At 67.0% G+C, this 12,426-nt stretch carries 11 protein-coding genes; 3 read left to right on the top strand and 8 right to left on the bottom strand.

Features of this window, described 5'->3' with window-relative positions; all coding sequences use genetic code 11:
- Positions 1-146: 146 nt before the first annotated feature.
- The 3 genes from glpD to CH273_RS24265 all read right to left on the bottom strand — a co-directional run bounded on the left by glpD (position 147) and on the right by CH273_RS24265 (position 4,707).
- Positions 147-1,877, bottom strand: coding sequence for a glycerol-3-phosphate dehydrogenase (gene glpD, locus CH273_RS24275; protein ID WP_032397444.1), 1,731 nt, complete (start codon positions 1,875-1,877; stop codon positions 147-149).
- Between the two features lie 66 nt (positions 1,878-1,943).
- Entirely contained in the window at positions 1,944-3,161 is a 1,218-nt protein-coding gene (locus tag CH273_RS24270; protein ID WP_032397445.1) for an aminotransferase-like domain-containing protein, read from the bottom strand.
- A 142-nt stretch (positions 3,162-3,303) separates the two neighbouring features.
- Positions 3,304-4,707: an NAD(P)H-quinone dehydrogenase gene (locus CH273_RS24265; protein WP_032397446.1), complete on the bottom strand. Its 1,404-nt coding sequence runs from the start codon at positions 4,705-4,707 to the stop codon at positions 3,304-3,306.
- A 181-nt stretch (positions 4,708-4,888) separates the two neighbouring features.
- Between CH273_RS24265 and CH273_RS24260 the strand changes: the two genes are divergently transcribed.
- Complete coding sequence (locus CH273_RS24260) at positions 4,889-5,353, top strand: gamma-glutamylcyclotransferase (protein WP_032397447.1); 465 nt, start codon at positions 4,889-4,891, stop codon at positions 5,351-5,353.
- A gap of 13 nt (positions 5,354-5,366) precedes the next feature.
- Here the strand turns inward: CH273_RS24260 and CH273_RS24255 are convergent, their stop codons facing one another.
- The 4 genes from CH273_RS24255 to CH273_RS24240 form a co-directional block, all read right to left on the bottom strand.
- Entirely contained in the window at positions 5,367-5,828 is a 462-nt protein-coding gene (locus tag CH273_RS24255) for a TrmO family methyltransferase domain-containing protein (RefSeq protein WP_218829588.1), read from the bottom strand.
- Positions 5,829-5,845: 17 nt separating this feature from the next.
- Entirely contained in the window at positions 5,846-7,009 is a 1,164-nt protein-coding gene (locus CH273_RS24250) for a M20 family metallopeptidase (RefSeq protein WP_032397448.1), read from the bottom strand.
- Positions 7,006-8,169, bottom strand: coding sequence for a M20 family metallopeptidase (locus CH273_RS24245; RefSeq protein ID WP_032398206.1), 1,164 nt, complete (start codon positions 8,167-8,169; stop codon positions 7,006-7,008). The genes CH273_RS24250 and CH273_RS24245 overlap by 4 nt, the downstream gene beginning before the upstream one ends.
- 113 nt (positions 8,170-8,282) lie before the next feature.
- On the bottom strand, positions 8,283-8,987 hold the full coding sequence (locus CH273_RS24240; protein WP_032397449.1) for an enoyl-CoA hydratase/isomerase family protein: 705 nt from the start codon (positions 8,985-8,987) through the stop codon (positions 8,283-8,285).
- Between CH273_RS24240 and CH273_RS24235 the strand changes: the two genes are divergently transcribed.
- Both CH273_RS24235 and CH273_RS24230 read left to right on the top strand, forming a co-directional pair.
- Entirely contained in the window at positions 8,986-9,888 is a 903-nt protein-coding gene (locus CH273_RS24235) for a purine-nucleoside phosphorylase (protein WP_371828388.1), read from the top strand. The two genes, CH273_RS24240 and CH273_RS24235, sit on opposite strands and share 2 nt — an antisense overlap.
- On the top strand, positions 9,885-11,486 hold the full coding sequence (locus tag CH273_RS24230) for a phospho-sugar mutase (protein ID WP_032397450.1): 1,602 nt from the start codon (positions 9,885-9,887) through the stop codon (positions 11,484-11,486). The genes CH273_RS24235 and CH273_RS24230 overlap by 4 nt, the downstream gene beginning before the upstream one ends.
- A gap of 14 nt (positions 11,487-11,500) precedes the next feature.
- Here CH273_RS24230 and CH273_RS24225 read toward each other — a convergent pair whose 3' ends face one another.
- The gene (locus CH273_RS24225; protein ID WP_230596985.1) at positions 11,501-12,355 is read right to left on the bottom strand and encodes a DUF2797 domain-containing protein; all 855 of its coding nucleotides are present in this window, start codon (positions 12,353-12,355) and stop codon (positions 11,501-11,503) included.
- Positions 12,356-12,426 lie beyond the last annotated feature (71 nt).

Genomic DNA, 12,426 nt, shown 5'->3' with positions numbered 1-12,426 from the left:
GCTCCCTGTCAGGTGCGACCAAGCCCCTTCACAGCTTCGCCGACCACCATGGATCGCATGCTGACACTTGCGATACTCACCCTGCTCGTCATGGCCGTCTCCGGCGCGACGGCCGCTCGCGCGCCCCGGACGCTGGTTCGACTGCGCTAGATCGTGCGAACGGGTTCGAGGATTTCCTGGCGGGCCTCGGGCGCGACGACGCGCAGTGCGTCTGCCGACTCGTCGTCGGGCTGACGCTGCGACTCGATCTCGGCCTCCACTCGGGCTCGGTAGGTCTCGACCTCACGATCGACCGTGGCCTCGTCCCAGCCCAGAACCGGTGCGATCAATGCAGCGACCTGACCCGCGCAGTTCATCCCACGATGCGAGTACTCGATCGAGATTCGGGTCCGACGCGAGAGCACGTCCTCGAGATGCAGTGCGCCCTCCGCTGCCGCGGCGTACACCACCTCCACCTGGAGGTATGCCGGCGCATCGGTGAGTGGTTGCAGCAGTTCGGGTTTGCCGTCGGCCATGGCCAACACCTCGTCGATCAACGAACCGTATCGGTCGAGCAGATGCGTCACCCGATGCGGATGCAGCTTGTGCATCTCGCCCAGGTGCGGTGCCTGATTGACCAGCGCGAAGTAGCCGTCGGCACCGACGAGGGGCACCTTCTCGGTGATCGAGGACGCCACCCGCACCGGGATGTCCTCGGCGGCCAGATCGACTGCGTCCTCGGCCATCACGCGGTAGGTCGTGTACTTGCCGCCCGCGATGGCGACGAGTCCGGGTGCAACCCGAGCGACCGCGTGTTCCCGGGACAGCTTGGAGGTTTCGTCGCTCTCGCCGGCAAGCAGTGGCCGCAAGCCCGCGTAGACCCCGTCGATGTCCTCGTGAGTGAGCGGTGTGACGAGCACCGAGTTGACCTCGCCCAGGATGTAGTCGATGTCGGCCTTGGTGGCGGCCGGGTGTGCGAGATCGAGGTTCCAGTCGGTGTCGGTGGTACCGATGATCCAGTGCGCGCCCCACGGAATGATGAACAGCACCGACTTCTCGGTGCGCAGAATGATCGCGGCCTCGCTGACGATCCGATCGCGCGGTACCACGATGTGCACGCCCTTCGAGGCGCGTACCCGGAACCGTCCGCGCATGTTGGACAGTGACTGGATCTCGTCGGTCCACACGCCGGTGGCATTGATCACCACGTGTGCCCGCACCTCGGTGGTGGCACCGGTCTCCGAATCACGCACGCGGACACCGGAAACCCGGTCGGCCTCACGTAGGAATCCGACCACCTGGGTCGATGTGCGCACCACTGCGCCGTAGTGGGCGGCCGTTCTGGCGACCATCATGGTGTGCCGGGCGTCGTCGACGACGGTGTCGTAGTACCGAATCCCGCCGATCAGCGACTTGCGTTTGATCCCGGGCGACATCCGCAGTGCACCGGATCGAGTCAGGTGCTTCTGCTGCGGCACCGATTTGGCCCCACCCATGCGGTCGTAGAGGAAGATGCCCGCGGCGATGTAGGGCCGCTCCCACAACCGATGCGTGAGCGGGAAGAGAAATTTCAGTGGCTTGACCAGGTGCGGTGCGAGGGTGGACAGAGAGAGTTCGCGTTCGTGCAGGGCCTCGCGCACGAGCCCGAACTCGAGCTGCTCGAGGTATCGAAGCCCGCCGTGGAACATCTTGGACGAGCGAGAGGACGTTCCCGACGCGTAATCACGCGCCTCGACCAGGGCGACCTTCAGTCCGCGCGTCGCCGCGTCGAGGGCCGCTCCTGAGCCGACGACGCCACCGCCGACGACCACTACGTCGAACTGCTCGGTTCCGAGCTGGTCCCACGCCTCCACCCGCTGGTCGGGTCCGAGGAACTTCGTATTCGATCGGTTGCTCATCTCGAACGCTCCCTCTCCTTCGAAAATCCCCGCATTGCTTGCACGTCAGGCTACCGCCCCTGGTCGTCAGGCCGCAGAACCTGCCGAGTGCGCGGCGGCCAATCGCTGCACTGCGTCTGCCAGCACGGGCGGGGTGGATCCGGCGTAGCTCAACCGGAGCGAGTGACGGTACTGCGCACCCGACGCGAACGCCGTTCCCGGCACGAAGGCAACTCCGTGCTCGAGTGCCGCATCGAGCAACTGGCCGGTGTCGGTTCCGTCCAGGAAGGTGGCCCAGGCGAACATCCCACCCGCGGGGCGTGAGACGACCAGCCGATCACCGAACTGTGCGGCGAGAGCGACGATCAATGCCGTTGCACGGCAGGCATACTCGCGCCGCAGAACGGTCAGGTGTGCGTCCAGCCACGCGGAGTCGGCGAGCATCTCCGCCGTCATCGACTGCGTCAGCGAGGATCCGCACAGATCCGCGCCCTGCTTGAGCAGTTCCACCGCCGCACAGACGCTGGGTGGGGCGACGAACCAGCCGACTCGGAGCGTCGGAGCCAGGATCTTCGACGCACTCGACAGTCGGATGACGCGATCGCTGTGACGCGCGATCGGTGCCGGCGGGGCGTCGACGCCGGATTCCGTTGTTCCGAACCAGATCTCACCGTACGGGTCGTCCTCGATCACCCAGAATCCGTAGTGATCCGCCAGCGCCGCGAGGTGACGGCGTCGCTGCTCGCTCATCGTGACTCCACGCGGATTGTGGAAGTTGGCGACGGTGTGGACCACAGCGGGCCGCAGTCCCGCTGTCAGTCGACGTTCGAGTTCGTCGGTGTCCATTCCGGTATCGGTCAGGGGAATGGACTCGATGCTCGCTTCGGCGATAGAGAAGACCTGCAGCGCACCGGTGTACGCGGGTTCGTCGACCACGACGACAGCGCCCGGGTCGATCAGGGCCTGCGCGAGCAACGTCAGGGCCTGTTGCGAACCGTGCGTGACGATGACGGACTCGACCGGAACGGGCACTCCCCCGCGCACGGCCGATTCCCTGGCCGCAATGACGCTGCGCAGAGTGCGGTGACCGGATGTCTCGCAGTACTGCACCGCGTCGGGGCGGCGAAGCGCAGCCTCGGCAGCTGCGGCGATGCGGTCGACCGGTATCAGATCGGTGGCCGGTAGACCTCCGGCCAGGCTGATCACGTCGTCACGTGCGGTGAGGGACAGGAGGTCGCGGATGGCCGAGCTGGTGAGCGAGTCGGTGCGCCTGGCCAGGCCGGCGGGAAGGTACGTAGAGGACATGAGAGAGACTCCGGGGCAGCAGGAATGGGGGAAGAACGGCCCGCGGATCCGCTGAGTCGAAGAAGGAGCGGACGGGTGTGTCCGCTCCTTCGACTGTCCCACGTGCTACCGAAATATGAAACGCAGTTCTCACATCGTGAGATCAGTCCAGATCGTCGTGCGCCATCAGCTGGCGCGCGGCCTCGATGACCGAACCGGACAGCGACGGGTACACCGAGAACGTGTTGGCCAGGTCGTTGACCGACAGATTGTTCTGCACCGCCATCGCGATGGGCAGAATCAGCTCCGACGCACTCGGGGCGACCACGACACCGCCGATGACGACGCCGGTGGCCGGACGGCAGAAGATCTTCACGAAACCACGCTTGAGGCCGCTCATCTTCGCTCGCGGATTGGTGGTGAGCGGCAGCATCACCACGCGCGCGGGCACGTCGCCTGCGTCGATCGTGGACTGCGCGACACCGACCGACGCGATCTCGGGCCGAGTGAACACCGCCGAGGCCACGGTCTTGAGCTTGATCGGGCTGACCGCCTGCCCCAGTGCGTGGTACATCGCGATGCGTCCCTGCATCGCCGCGACCGAGGCCAGCGGCAGCAGACCGGTGCAGTCGCCGGCCGCGTAGATGCCCGCGACCGCGGTACGCGAGACGCGATCCACGCGCAGATATCCGCCCTTGTCGAGTTCGATGCCGACCCTCTCGAGACCGAGACCGGAGGTGTTGGGCACCGATCCGACCGTCATCAGCGCATGGCTGCCCTCGACGGTGCGCCCGTCCGAGAGCGTGACGAGAACACCGTCGTCGGTGCGGACCACCGAATCGGCGCGGGCATGCTTGACGAGGGTGACACCGCGCTCGTTGAACGCGTCCTCGAGCACCAGCGCGGCGTCCTCGTCCTCGTGCGGGAGGACGCGGTCACGGCTCGAGACCGCGGTGACCTTGACGCCCATCTCGGTGTAGGCCGAGACGAACTCGGCACCGGTCACACCGGATCCGACGACCACCAGGTGTTCGGGGAGAGCCTCGAGGTCGTAGAGCTGACGCCAGTTGAGGATGCGTTCGCCGTCGGGCTCGGCTCCCTTGACCACGCGGGGGCGGGCTCCGGTCGCGATGAGCACGACATCGGCGTCGAGGATGCGTTCTTCGCCGTCGGCGAGGACGGCCTTGATCTGGTGCGAGGCCATCCCGACATGGGAGTCGATCATCTCGGCGCGTCCGGCCAGCAGCTGCACCCCGACGGAGGTGACGCGGTGGGCGATGTCGGACGACTGCGCCTGCGCGAGGCTCTTCACGCGGTCGTGAATCTTCGGCAATGCGACGGCGGCCTGCGACGGATCGAGGGAGATGCCGAGGTCGCTGGCTCGACGCATCTCGGTGCGAATGCCGGTCGACGCGATGAACGTCTTCGACGGCACGCAGTCCCAGAGGACGCAGGCACCGCCGATACCGTCGGAATCGACGAGCGTCACCTCTCCGCCGTGCTGTGCGGCAACCAACGCTGCTTCGTACCCTGCCGGACCACCACCGATGATCACAATCCGGGTCATTGATCCTCTTCTCGCGTGCTCGAAATCTCTCGTTGTCTCGCGTCAACGGTATTCGAGAGGCTGTCCTCGCGCGTCGGTAGGGCTGGCTTCGTCGGCCCGATGGGAGGCCGGACCTGGGGCGACGCACCGAAACACGACCACGGGGCGTCAGTGTGCGCCGATACGGTTTAGGCTGGCCGACGTGCCAATTTATGCCGCCTACGGATCGAACATGCATCCGGAGCAGATGTTGCAGCGATGCCCTCACTCGCCCCTGTCGGGAACCGGATGGCTGCACGGATGGCGGTTGACCTTCGGCGGCGGCGACATCGGCTGGGAAGGCGCGCTGGCGACGGTCGTCGAGGATCCCGACTCGCAGGTCTTCGTGGTGCTCTACGACGTGTCCGAGGAGGACGAGGAGAGTCTGGATCGCTGGGAGGGCTCCGAACTCGGCATTCATCGGAAGATCCGGCTGCGCATCGAGACCGGCCGGGAGCCGGTGCTCGCCTGGATGTACGTACTCGACGCCTACGAGGGCGGTCTGCCGTCGGCACGCTACCTCGGCGTGATGGCGGAGGCAGCCGAAATCGCCGGTGCCCCAGCCGAATACGTGCGAGACCTACGCACCCGCAACAGCCGCAACGTCGGCCCGGGTACCACCTCGTAGCGAAAGATCCAGCTCAGAAGTAGTTCTTCATGACCGACGCCACCCACGCCGGTTCCCTCACGTCTTCACGCTTCGGAACCATGGACTGCAGGAACGGCTTGACATCGAACACCGGTGAGCCGTCGATCGCATCGAGACCTCGGACTCGGATGCGCAGTCCGTCCACGTCGACGAGCTCGCATCGCGACACCCCGAGATGATTCGGTCGGTCCTTGACTCGTTGAGCGAGGACACCCACCCGAGGAAGCGTCGTGTCACCGCGGGGGTGCCGTGAGCCGGTGGTCGTCGCGGCGGGATCGCACAGGTGGAAGCCGTAGATCACCTCGAGGTGGGAGAACTCGGCGAGACCGAGGGTCGCGTCGGCGTCGAGGACACTCTCGTGCAGGTCGATCACGGACTCGACCGACCCCCAGTTGTCGTCGACCACTTCGGCGCGATCGGATCCGACGATCCCGATCGGCGACACGTCGAACACCGTCTCGTCCCCCACCTCTAGTTCGGATCCAGCGCGATTGCGGTCATCACCTTCACGCCGACGGCCAGTGCTCGTTCGTCGAGATCGAAGGTGGGTTGGTGGATGTCGAGTTGTGGTCCGGTACCCGGCCACACACCGAGTCGAGCCATTGCGCCCGGCACGCGTTCGAGGTACCACGAGAAATCCTCACCGCCACCGGATTGCGCGGTATCGGCCAGCGCGTCGGGTCCGACCCGGCCGATGGCCTTCTCGAACGTGTGCGTCGACTCCGGATCGTTGACCACGGGAGGCACGCCGCGACGGTAGTGCAGCTCGAATCGGACCCCGGTCGGTGCGAGCAATCCGGTGACGATCTCGCGGACCAACGGTTCGAGCAATGCCCAGGTCTCGTGGTCGCCGGTGCGGACGGTGCCGGTCAGCATGCCGGTCTGCGGTATGGCGTTGGGAGCCTGGCCGGCGACCACCGCTCCCCAGACCATGACCGTGCTGGTCCGCGGGTCGATTCGCCTGCTCAACATTCCGGGAAGGCCGGTGATGACGGTGCCGAGCGCGTACACGAGATCGGTGGTCAGATGTGGCCGCGAGGTGTGCCCGCCGGGCGAATCCAGCCGCAGCTCGACGGTATCCGCCGCCGAGGTGATCGCACCGAGACGTAGGCCGACCTGCCCCACTTCGAGCCGCGGATCACAGTGCAGCGCAAAGATCTTGGTGACGCCGTCGAGCGCTCCCGCGGCCACCGCGTCGAGCGCACCGCCCGGCATGACCTCCTCGGCGGGCTGGAAGATCAGACGCACCCCGTACTGCAGGTCCGGCAGCGACGCCAGCGCCAACCCGGTTGCGAGCAACACCGTGGTGTGTGCGTCGTGCCCGCAGGCGTGGGACACCCCAGGCACGGTCGACGAGTACACCGCGCCGGTGTTCTCCTGCAGCGGCAGGGCGTCCATGTCCGCCCGCAACGCCACCCGGGGACCGTCGGGTCCGATGTCGCAGATCAACCCTGTTCCGCCGGGGAGCGGCTTGGGTGACAGGCCCGCTGCTTCGAGATGCTCCATCACGAATGCGGTGGTGCCGAATTCGCGGCGAGCCAGTTCCGGATTGGCGTGAATGTGCCGACGCCACAGAGACAGGTCGGCCGTGTGCGCGTGAATCCACCGATCGATTGCGTCTTCTCGGGTACTCACGACTGCGCCGCCGAGCGGGCGATCACGCCGTCGAGCAGACGAGCGCGGGTACCGGGATCGGCGGCGGCACGCGCAGCGGTCCTGGCGAGACCGAGGGCTCCGTCGAACAATGCCCGATCGGCCGACTGCGTGATGCACGCGGCGGCGAACTCCGGCTGATGCGTCACCGCCCCTCCTGCATCGAGTCCGACGACGGGATGGATACCGGGTAGAACATTCGTCACGTTTCCCATGTCTGTGCTGCCCAACGGGCGAAATCCTTCCAAATCCGGAGCGAGGGGCGATCGGCCCAGCGCTTCGATCTCCTGCCGAAATGCCGCGACCAGCCACGGATCCGGCGTCAACGCCGCGTAGGTCGGCGACACCGTACGGATCTCGTGAGTGCACCCGGTGGCGATCGCTCCTGCCTCGAAACACGCGTACGTCTTCGCGGTCAGAGCGTGCAGCGATTCGGTGGTGTTCGCGCGCAGGTAGTACAGCAACTCCGCGTGGCCGGGCACGATGTTCGGGGCCGCACCCCCGTCACTGACGATGCCGTGCAGCTGCTGACCCGGCGCGAGGTGCTGCCGCAGTAGCCCGAGTGCCACCTGACTGATGGTCACCGCATCGCCTGCGTTGATCCCCCACTCGGGAGCGGCGGACGCGTGTGCGGCCCGGCCCGTGAACTCGACGGCGATGTCCGCCAGCGCCAGCGACGTCGCACCGACGATGTCGAAGGGACCGGGATGGACCATCAACGCCGCGCCGACGCCGTCGAACACTCCTCGCTCGAGCATCAACACCTTGCCGCCGCCGGTCTCCTCGGCCGGGGTACCGAGCACTCGCACGGTGATGCCGAGAGCGTCGGCGACCGGAGCGAGCGCAAGCGCAGCACCCACAGCCGAGGCCGCGATGATGTTGTGCCCGCACGCATGACCGATCTCGGGTAGAGCGTCGTATTCGGCACAGATACCGATCACCAGATCGCCGCTGCCGAACGACGCGGTGAAGGCGGTGTCCATGTCTGCAACGGCCGTCTCGACCTCGAAATCGTGCGCCCGGAGGGTATCGAGAATCTTGGCGACGCTGCGATGTTCGGCGAACGCCAGCTCCGGTTCCGCGTGGATCGAGTGCGAGAGCGCGACCACTTCGTCGGTGGCGTCGGCCAGGGCGCGGTCCATCGCCTCGCCCACGGCAGCACTGTTCGATTCGTCGATCACGAGAGACAGTGTGTCACTAGCGCGACCGAGTGTCGGAACAGAGCTGTGCCGAGTCGCGGGTGACGACGGTCCTGCTACTTCCCGAAGCTGAAGTTGCTGTCGTCTGTCGTGGTGTTCAGCGCGGCGAGCAGATCCACGTGCATACGACTCTTGATCCCGGCAAGGTTCGCACCCCGGGTGCTCGTCAGCGCCGCCGCCTTCGCGACCGCGTCGGACAGCAGCGTCTCCTCCGATGCCGTCGCCTCGACGATTCCGGCGGCCACTGCGTCGGCACCGCCGTAGCGGCGACCGGTCGTCATGGCTTCGACGGCGGTCTGCTTGGGCAGCCGGGAGTTGATCAGAGCAGACATTCCCACGGTGAACGGCATGTTCAGGTTCACCTCGGGCAGGCAGTAGAAGCCTCGGTCGGCGCGCTGGACACGGAAGTCGTGCGAGGTGGCGAACATCGCGCCCGCACCGAATGCATGCCCCTGCACAGCTGCGACGGTGGCCATCGGGAAAGCGAGCAACCGGGTGTAGAGGGTGTGGACGCGGTCGAGATACCAGGTGATCTTGTCCAGGTTGGCGAACAGCCAGTCGGTATCGAGACCGTTGCTGTAGAACTTGCCTGCCGACGTGGTGACCAGAGCCGCCGGGCCCTCCGAGGCCTCGACCTCGTCGAGCAACGCGTGGGTGGTGTCGATCCAGTCCGGGTGGAAACGGTTCTCTGGATTGTCCGCTCCGTCCTGGGCACCGAGGAACAGGATGTGGACGTCGCCGTCGCGTTCGAGATAAGGCATGCAGCGAATACTACCCAACGGTAACTTCCGCCGGTCGCACATCCGTGTCGTCGATCTCCTACTGTTGTTCATCGTGGCAACCACCGACGCACATACGACCGACCCCGTGACCGATCCCGACGGTGCCGCACGCACCGCCGCCGACGCACTCGCCGCAGCAACCGGGGTCGATACCCACACCGTGGCCATCGTTCTCGGTTCCGGATGGCAGGCGGCAGCCGACGTCTTCGGCTCCCCCACCGCGACCGTGCGCATGGCCGACCTGCCCGGTTTCGCGCCGCCGTCGGCGTCGGGACATTCCGGCACCATCACCTCGGTGGACGTCGGCGGTACCCACACACTGCTGTTGCAGGGACGCACTCATGCCTACGAGGGCCACGATCTACGACGCGTCGTGCATCCCGTGCGGACCGCGATCGCCGCCGGTGCCACGACCGTCGTGCTGACCAACGCTGCAGGCGGTATCAGGGACGGTATGAGCGTCGGGCAGCCCGTGCTGATCTCCGACCACCTCAATCTCACGGCTCGCTCGCCCCTCGTCGGTGCCGAATTCGTCGATCTGGTCGACGCGTACTCTCCCGAACTTCGCGCGCTCGCGGCACGGATCGACCCGTCGCTCGAGGACGGCGTCTACGCCGGCCTGCCCGGCCCCCACTACGAGACGCCCGCCGAGATCAAGATGCTGCGCACGCTCGGTGCCGACCTCGTGGGGATGTCGACGGTGCACGAGACGATCGCCGCTCGCGCGAAGGGCGCTCGCGTCCTCGGCATCTCTCTGGTGACGAACCTCGCTGCCGGAATGACCGGCGAACACCTCGATCACACCGAAGTGCTCGCTGCCGGTAAGGATTCCGCCGCTCGCATGGGAGCGCTGTTGCACGAGTTGGTTTCACGCCTGTGACCGAGGAGCTCACCGAGCGGGTGCAACGATGGATCGCAGGCGATCCCGACCCCGTCGCCCGCGAGGAACTCGACGGTCTGTCCGACGCCGAACTCGCCGACAGGTTCAGCGGTCCCCTGACGTTCGGCACCGCGGGGCTCCGCGGCCCGGTGCGCGCGGGACCGAACGGGATGAACGTGGCGGTGGTGACGAAAACCTCGGCCGGCATCGCGGCGTGGTTGATCGAGAACGGTCTCGGCGGGTCAACCGTTGTGGTCGGTCGCGACGCCAGAAACGGATCCGAGCAGTTCGCTGTCGCGGCCGCCGAAGTCTTCTCCGCGCAGGGCTTTTCCGTGGTGATGCTGCCGCGGCCACTGCCGACCCCCGTCGTCGCCTTCGCTGTGCGGGCACTCGACGCCGAACTCGGCGTACAGATCACGGCGTCGCACAACCCTGCGGCCGACAACGGTTACAAGGTGTACCTACGCGGCGGCTCGCAATTGATCCCGCCGAGTGACGCCCAGATCGAAGCACTCATCGCCGCCACGGCCGACGCGGTCGAGATCCCGCGCGCGATCGTGCAGCCCGGCGGCTCCGACATCGCAGCGCGATACCTCGACTCCGTTGTCGCACTGCCACGTTCGACGCGTCGAGACATCCGCATCGCGCTGACTCCCCTGCACGGTGTCGGTGGCGAGCTCGCGACGGCCGCACTGCGTGGTGCGGGGTTCCGTGACATCCGGGTGGTCGAGGACCAATTCGAACCGGACCCCGCGTTCCCGACCGTGACGTTCCCCAACCCCGAGGAACCGGGCGCGGCCGACGCGGTGCTCGCACTGGCGGCCGACATCGACGCCGATATCGCGATCGCACTCGACCCCGATGCCGACCGCTGTGCGGTCGGAGTTCCCGGGCCCGACGGCTGGCGCATGCTGACCGGCGACGAGACCGGTGCCCTCCTCGCGAATCACCTGCTGAGCCATTGTCCCGCAGACCCGTTGGTGGCGAACACGATCGTGTCGTCACAACTGCTCTCGGCGCTCGCCCCGGCGCGCGGCGCTCGCTATGCCCGCACCCTGACGGGCTTCAAGTGGCTCGTCCGTGCGGGTGAGGGCCTCGTGTACGCCTACGAGGAGGCCATCGGACACTGTGTCGATCCGACGGTGGTGCGCGACAAGGACGGCATCTCGGCCGCCGTGGTACTCGCTGACCTGGCCGCCGGCCTGAAGCAGGAGCGCCGCACCCTGCTCGATGTGCTCGACGACCTCGCGGTCGAGTTCGGCGTACACCTGGGTGCACAGGTCTCGCGGAGGGTGCAGGACCTCGCCGAGATCGCGAACATGATGGACCGGCTCCGCACCGAACCGCCGACCGAATTGGCCGGTCGGGCCGTCACCGTTGTGGACTACGCCCAGCGCGAGGACGAATTACGTACCGACGCAGTCGACATCAGCGGATCGGGGCTGCGGGTGATCGTGCGACCGTCCGGTACCGAACCGAAGCTCAAGGCCTACCTCGAAGTGATCGAGCAGGTCGACGGCCGAGAGGACCTGCCGAGAGCGCGGGCGGCAGCAGCCGAGATCCTGGCCGAACTGACCGACTACGCTCAACACCTCTAGGCGTCGAGGAACCCTCAGAACAGCGCCGACTGCACCGCAGGCAGTTCGGACGTGAAGGCCCCCAGTTCGATTCGCCGACCCTTCAGCGCCGCCAGATCCACGACGTAGGTCTCGTCGTCGACGGTCGCGATCACCGCCTGCCCGACGCAGGTCCTGATCTCGAGACCGTGGGATCCGGTTGCGATGTCGGCGGGGTAGGCGACGCGGCTGACGTTCTCGCTCAACGCTTCCCGGCCTGCGGGCGGGGCCCACCGCTCGTCGACCGGCGTGCATCCGGCGATGCCTGCCTCGGTCAGCATCTCGCGGACCTGCTCGGCCCTGGCAGCGGCGGCGGCGTCGAGCCTGTCGACGTCGATCGGCAGACACAGCGAGGCGGCCTTCGCGGCCGACCGCACCGCCTGCCGTAGTCCCATCGATTCGGTCACGAGATCCTCGGCCACTCGGACGACCTTTCCGTCGTCCGCGTGAGCGACGTACCGAGCGCAGATGGCACCTTGCTCGGCCAATCGGCCCCATTTACGGGTGTCCGCTGCCGTCCCGATCTTGAAGGTGCCGTTGGCGAACGCTGCCAGATACAACCAATGCGGTTGCATGACATGCTTTTCCAGATCCCGGGAGACGAACCCGCTGCGATGCACGGTGTGCACGAATCGGAAGCTGTCCTTGTCCGCGCACGACGCGCACTGCCCCGACGCGACGGCTCGCTCCCGGCCGGGGCACGGAACGTAGCGCGGCGGGCCGTCGGCCCGAAATGCCATGCGCCCGGTGCAGTACCGATCGGTCGACGCACCCGGCGCACGGAATCCGAGCGTGCGACCGACCAGTTCGCGGAACTCGATCTGCTCGGTGGCGACGTCGAGCAGCCGCAAGCCGGGCTGCGGTGCAGGTGACGCCGCCGACGGCCACGAGACGCCGAGGACCAGACTCGGCGCGGCAGCGT

This window comes from Rhodococcus sp. 05-339-2, assembly GCF_002258965.1.
Classification (GTDB): domain Bacteria; phylum Actinomycetota; class Actinomycetes; order Mycobacteriales; family Mycobacteriaceae; genus Rhodococcoides.
Note: the sequence above shows the minus strand (reverse complement) of the source record. Positions and strands in the feature narration are given on the sequence as shown.

What these genes read in the sequence shown, in the direction of transcription:
- glpD (WP_032397444.1), bottom strand. Translation starts at nt 1,877, where the DNA reads ATGAGCAACCGATCGAATACGAAGTTCCTCGGACCCGACCAGCGGGTG.
- CH273_RS24240 (WP_032397449.1), bottom strand. Translation starts at nt 8,987, where the DNA reads ATGCCTTATCTCGAACGCGACGGCGACGTCCACATCCTGTTCCTCGGT.
- CH273_RS24265 (WP_032397446.1), bottom strand. Translation starts at nt 4,707, where the DNA reads ATGACCCGGATTGTGATCATCGGTGGTGGTCCGGCAGGGTACGAAGCA.
- CH273_RS24270 (WP_032397445.1), bottom strand. Translation starts at nt 3,161, where the DNA reads ATGTCCTCTACGTACCTTCCCGCCGGCCTGGCCAGGCGCACCGACTCG.
- CH273_RS24245 (WP_032398206.1), bottom strand. Translation starts at nt 8,169, where the DNA reads ATGGACCGCGCCCTGGCCGACGCCACCGACGAAGTGGTCGCGCTCTCG.
- CH273_RS24235 (WP_371828388.1), top strand. Translation starts at nt 8,986, where the DNA reads ATGCAGCGAATACTACCCAACGGTAACTTCCGCCGGTCGCACATCCGT.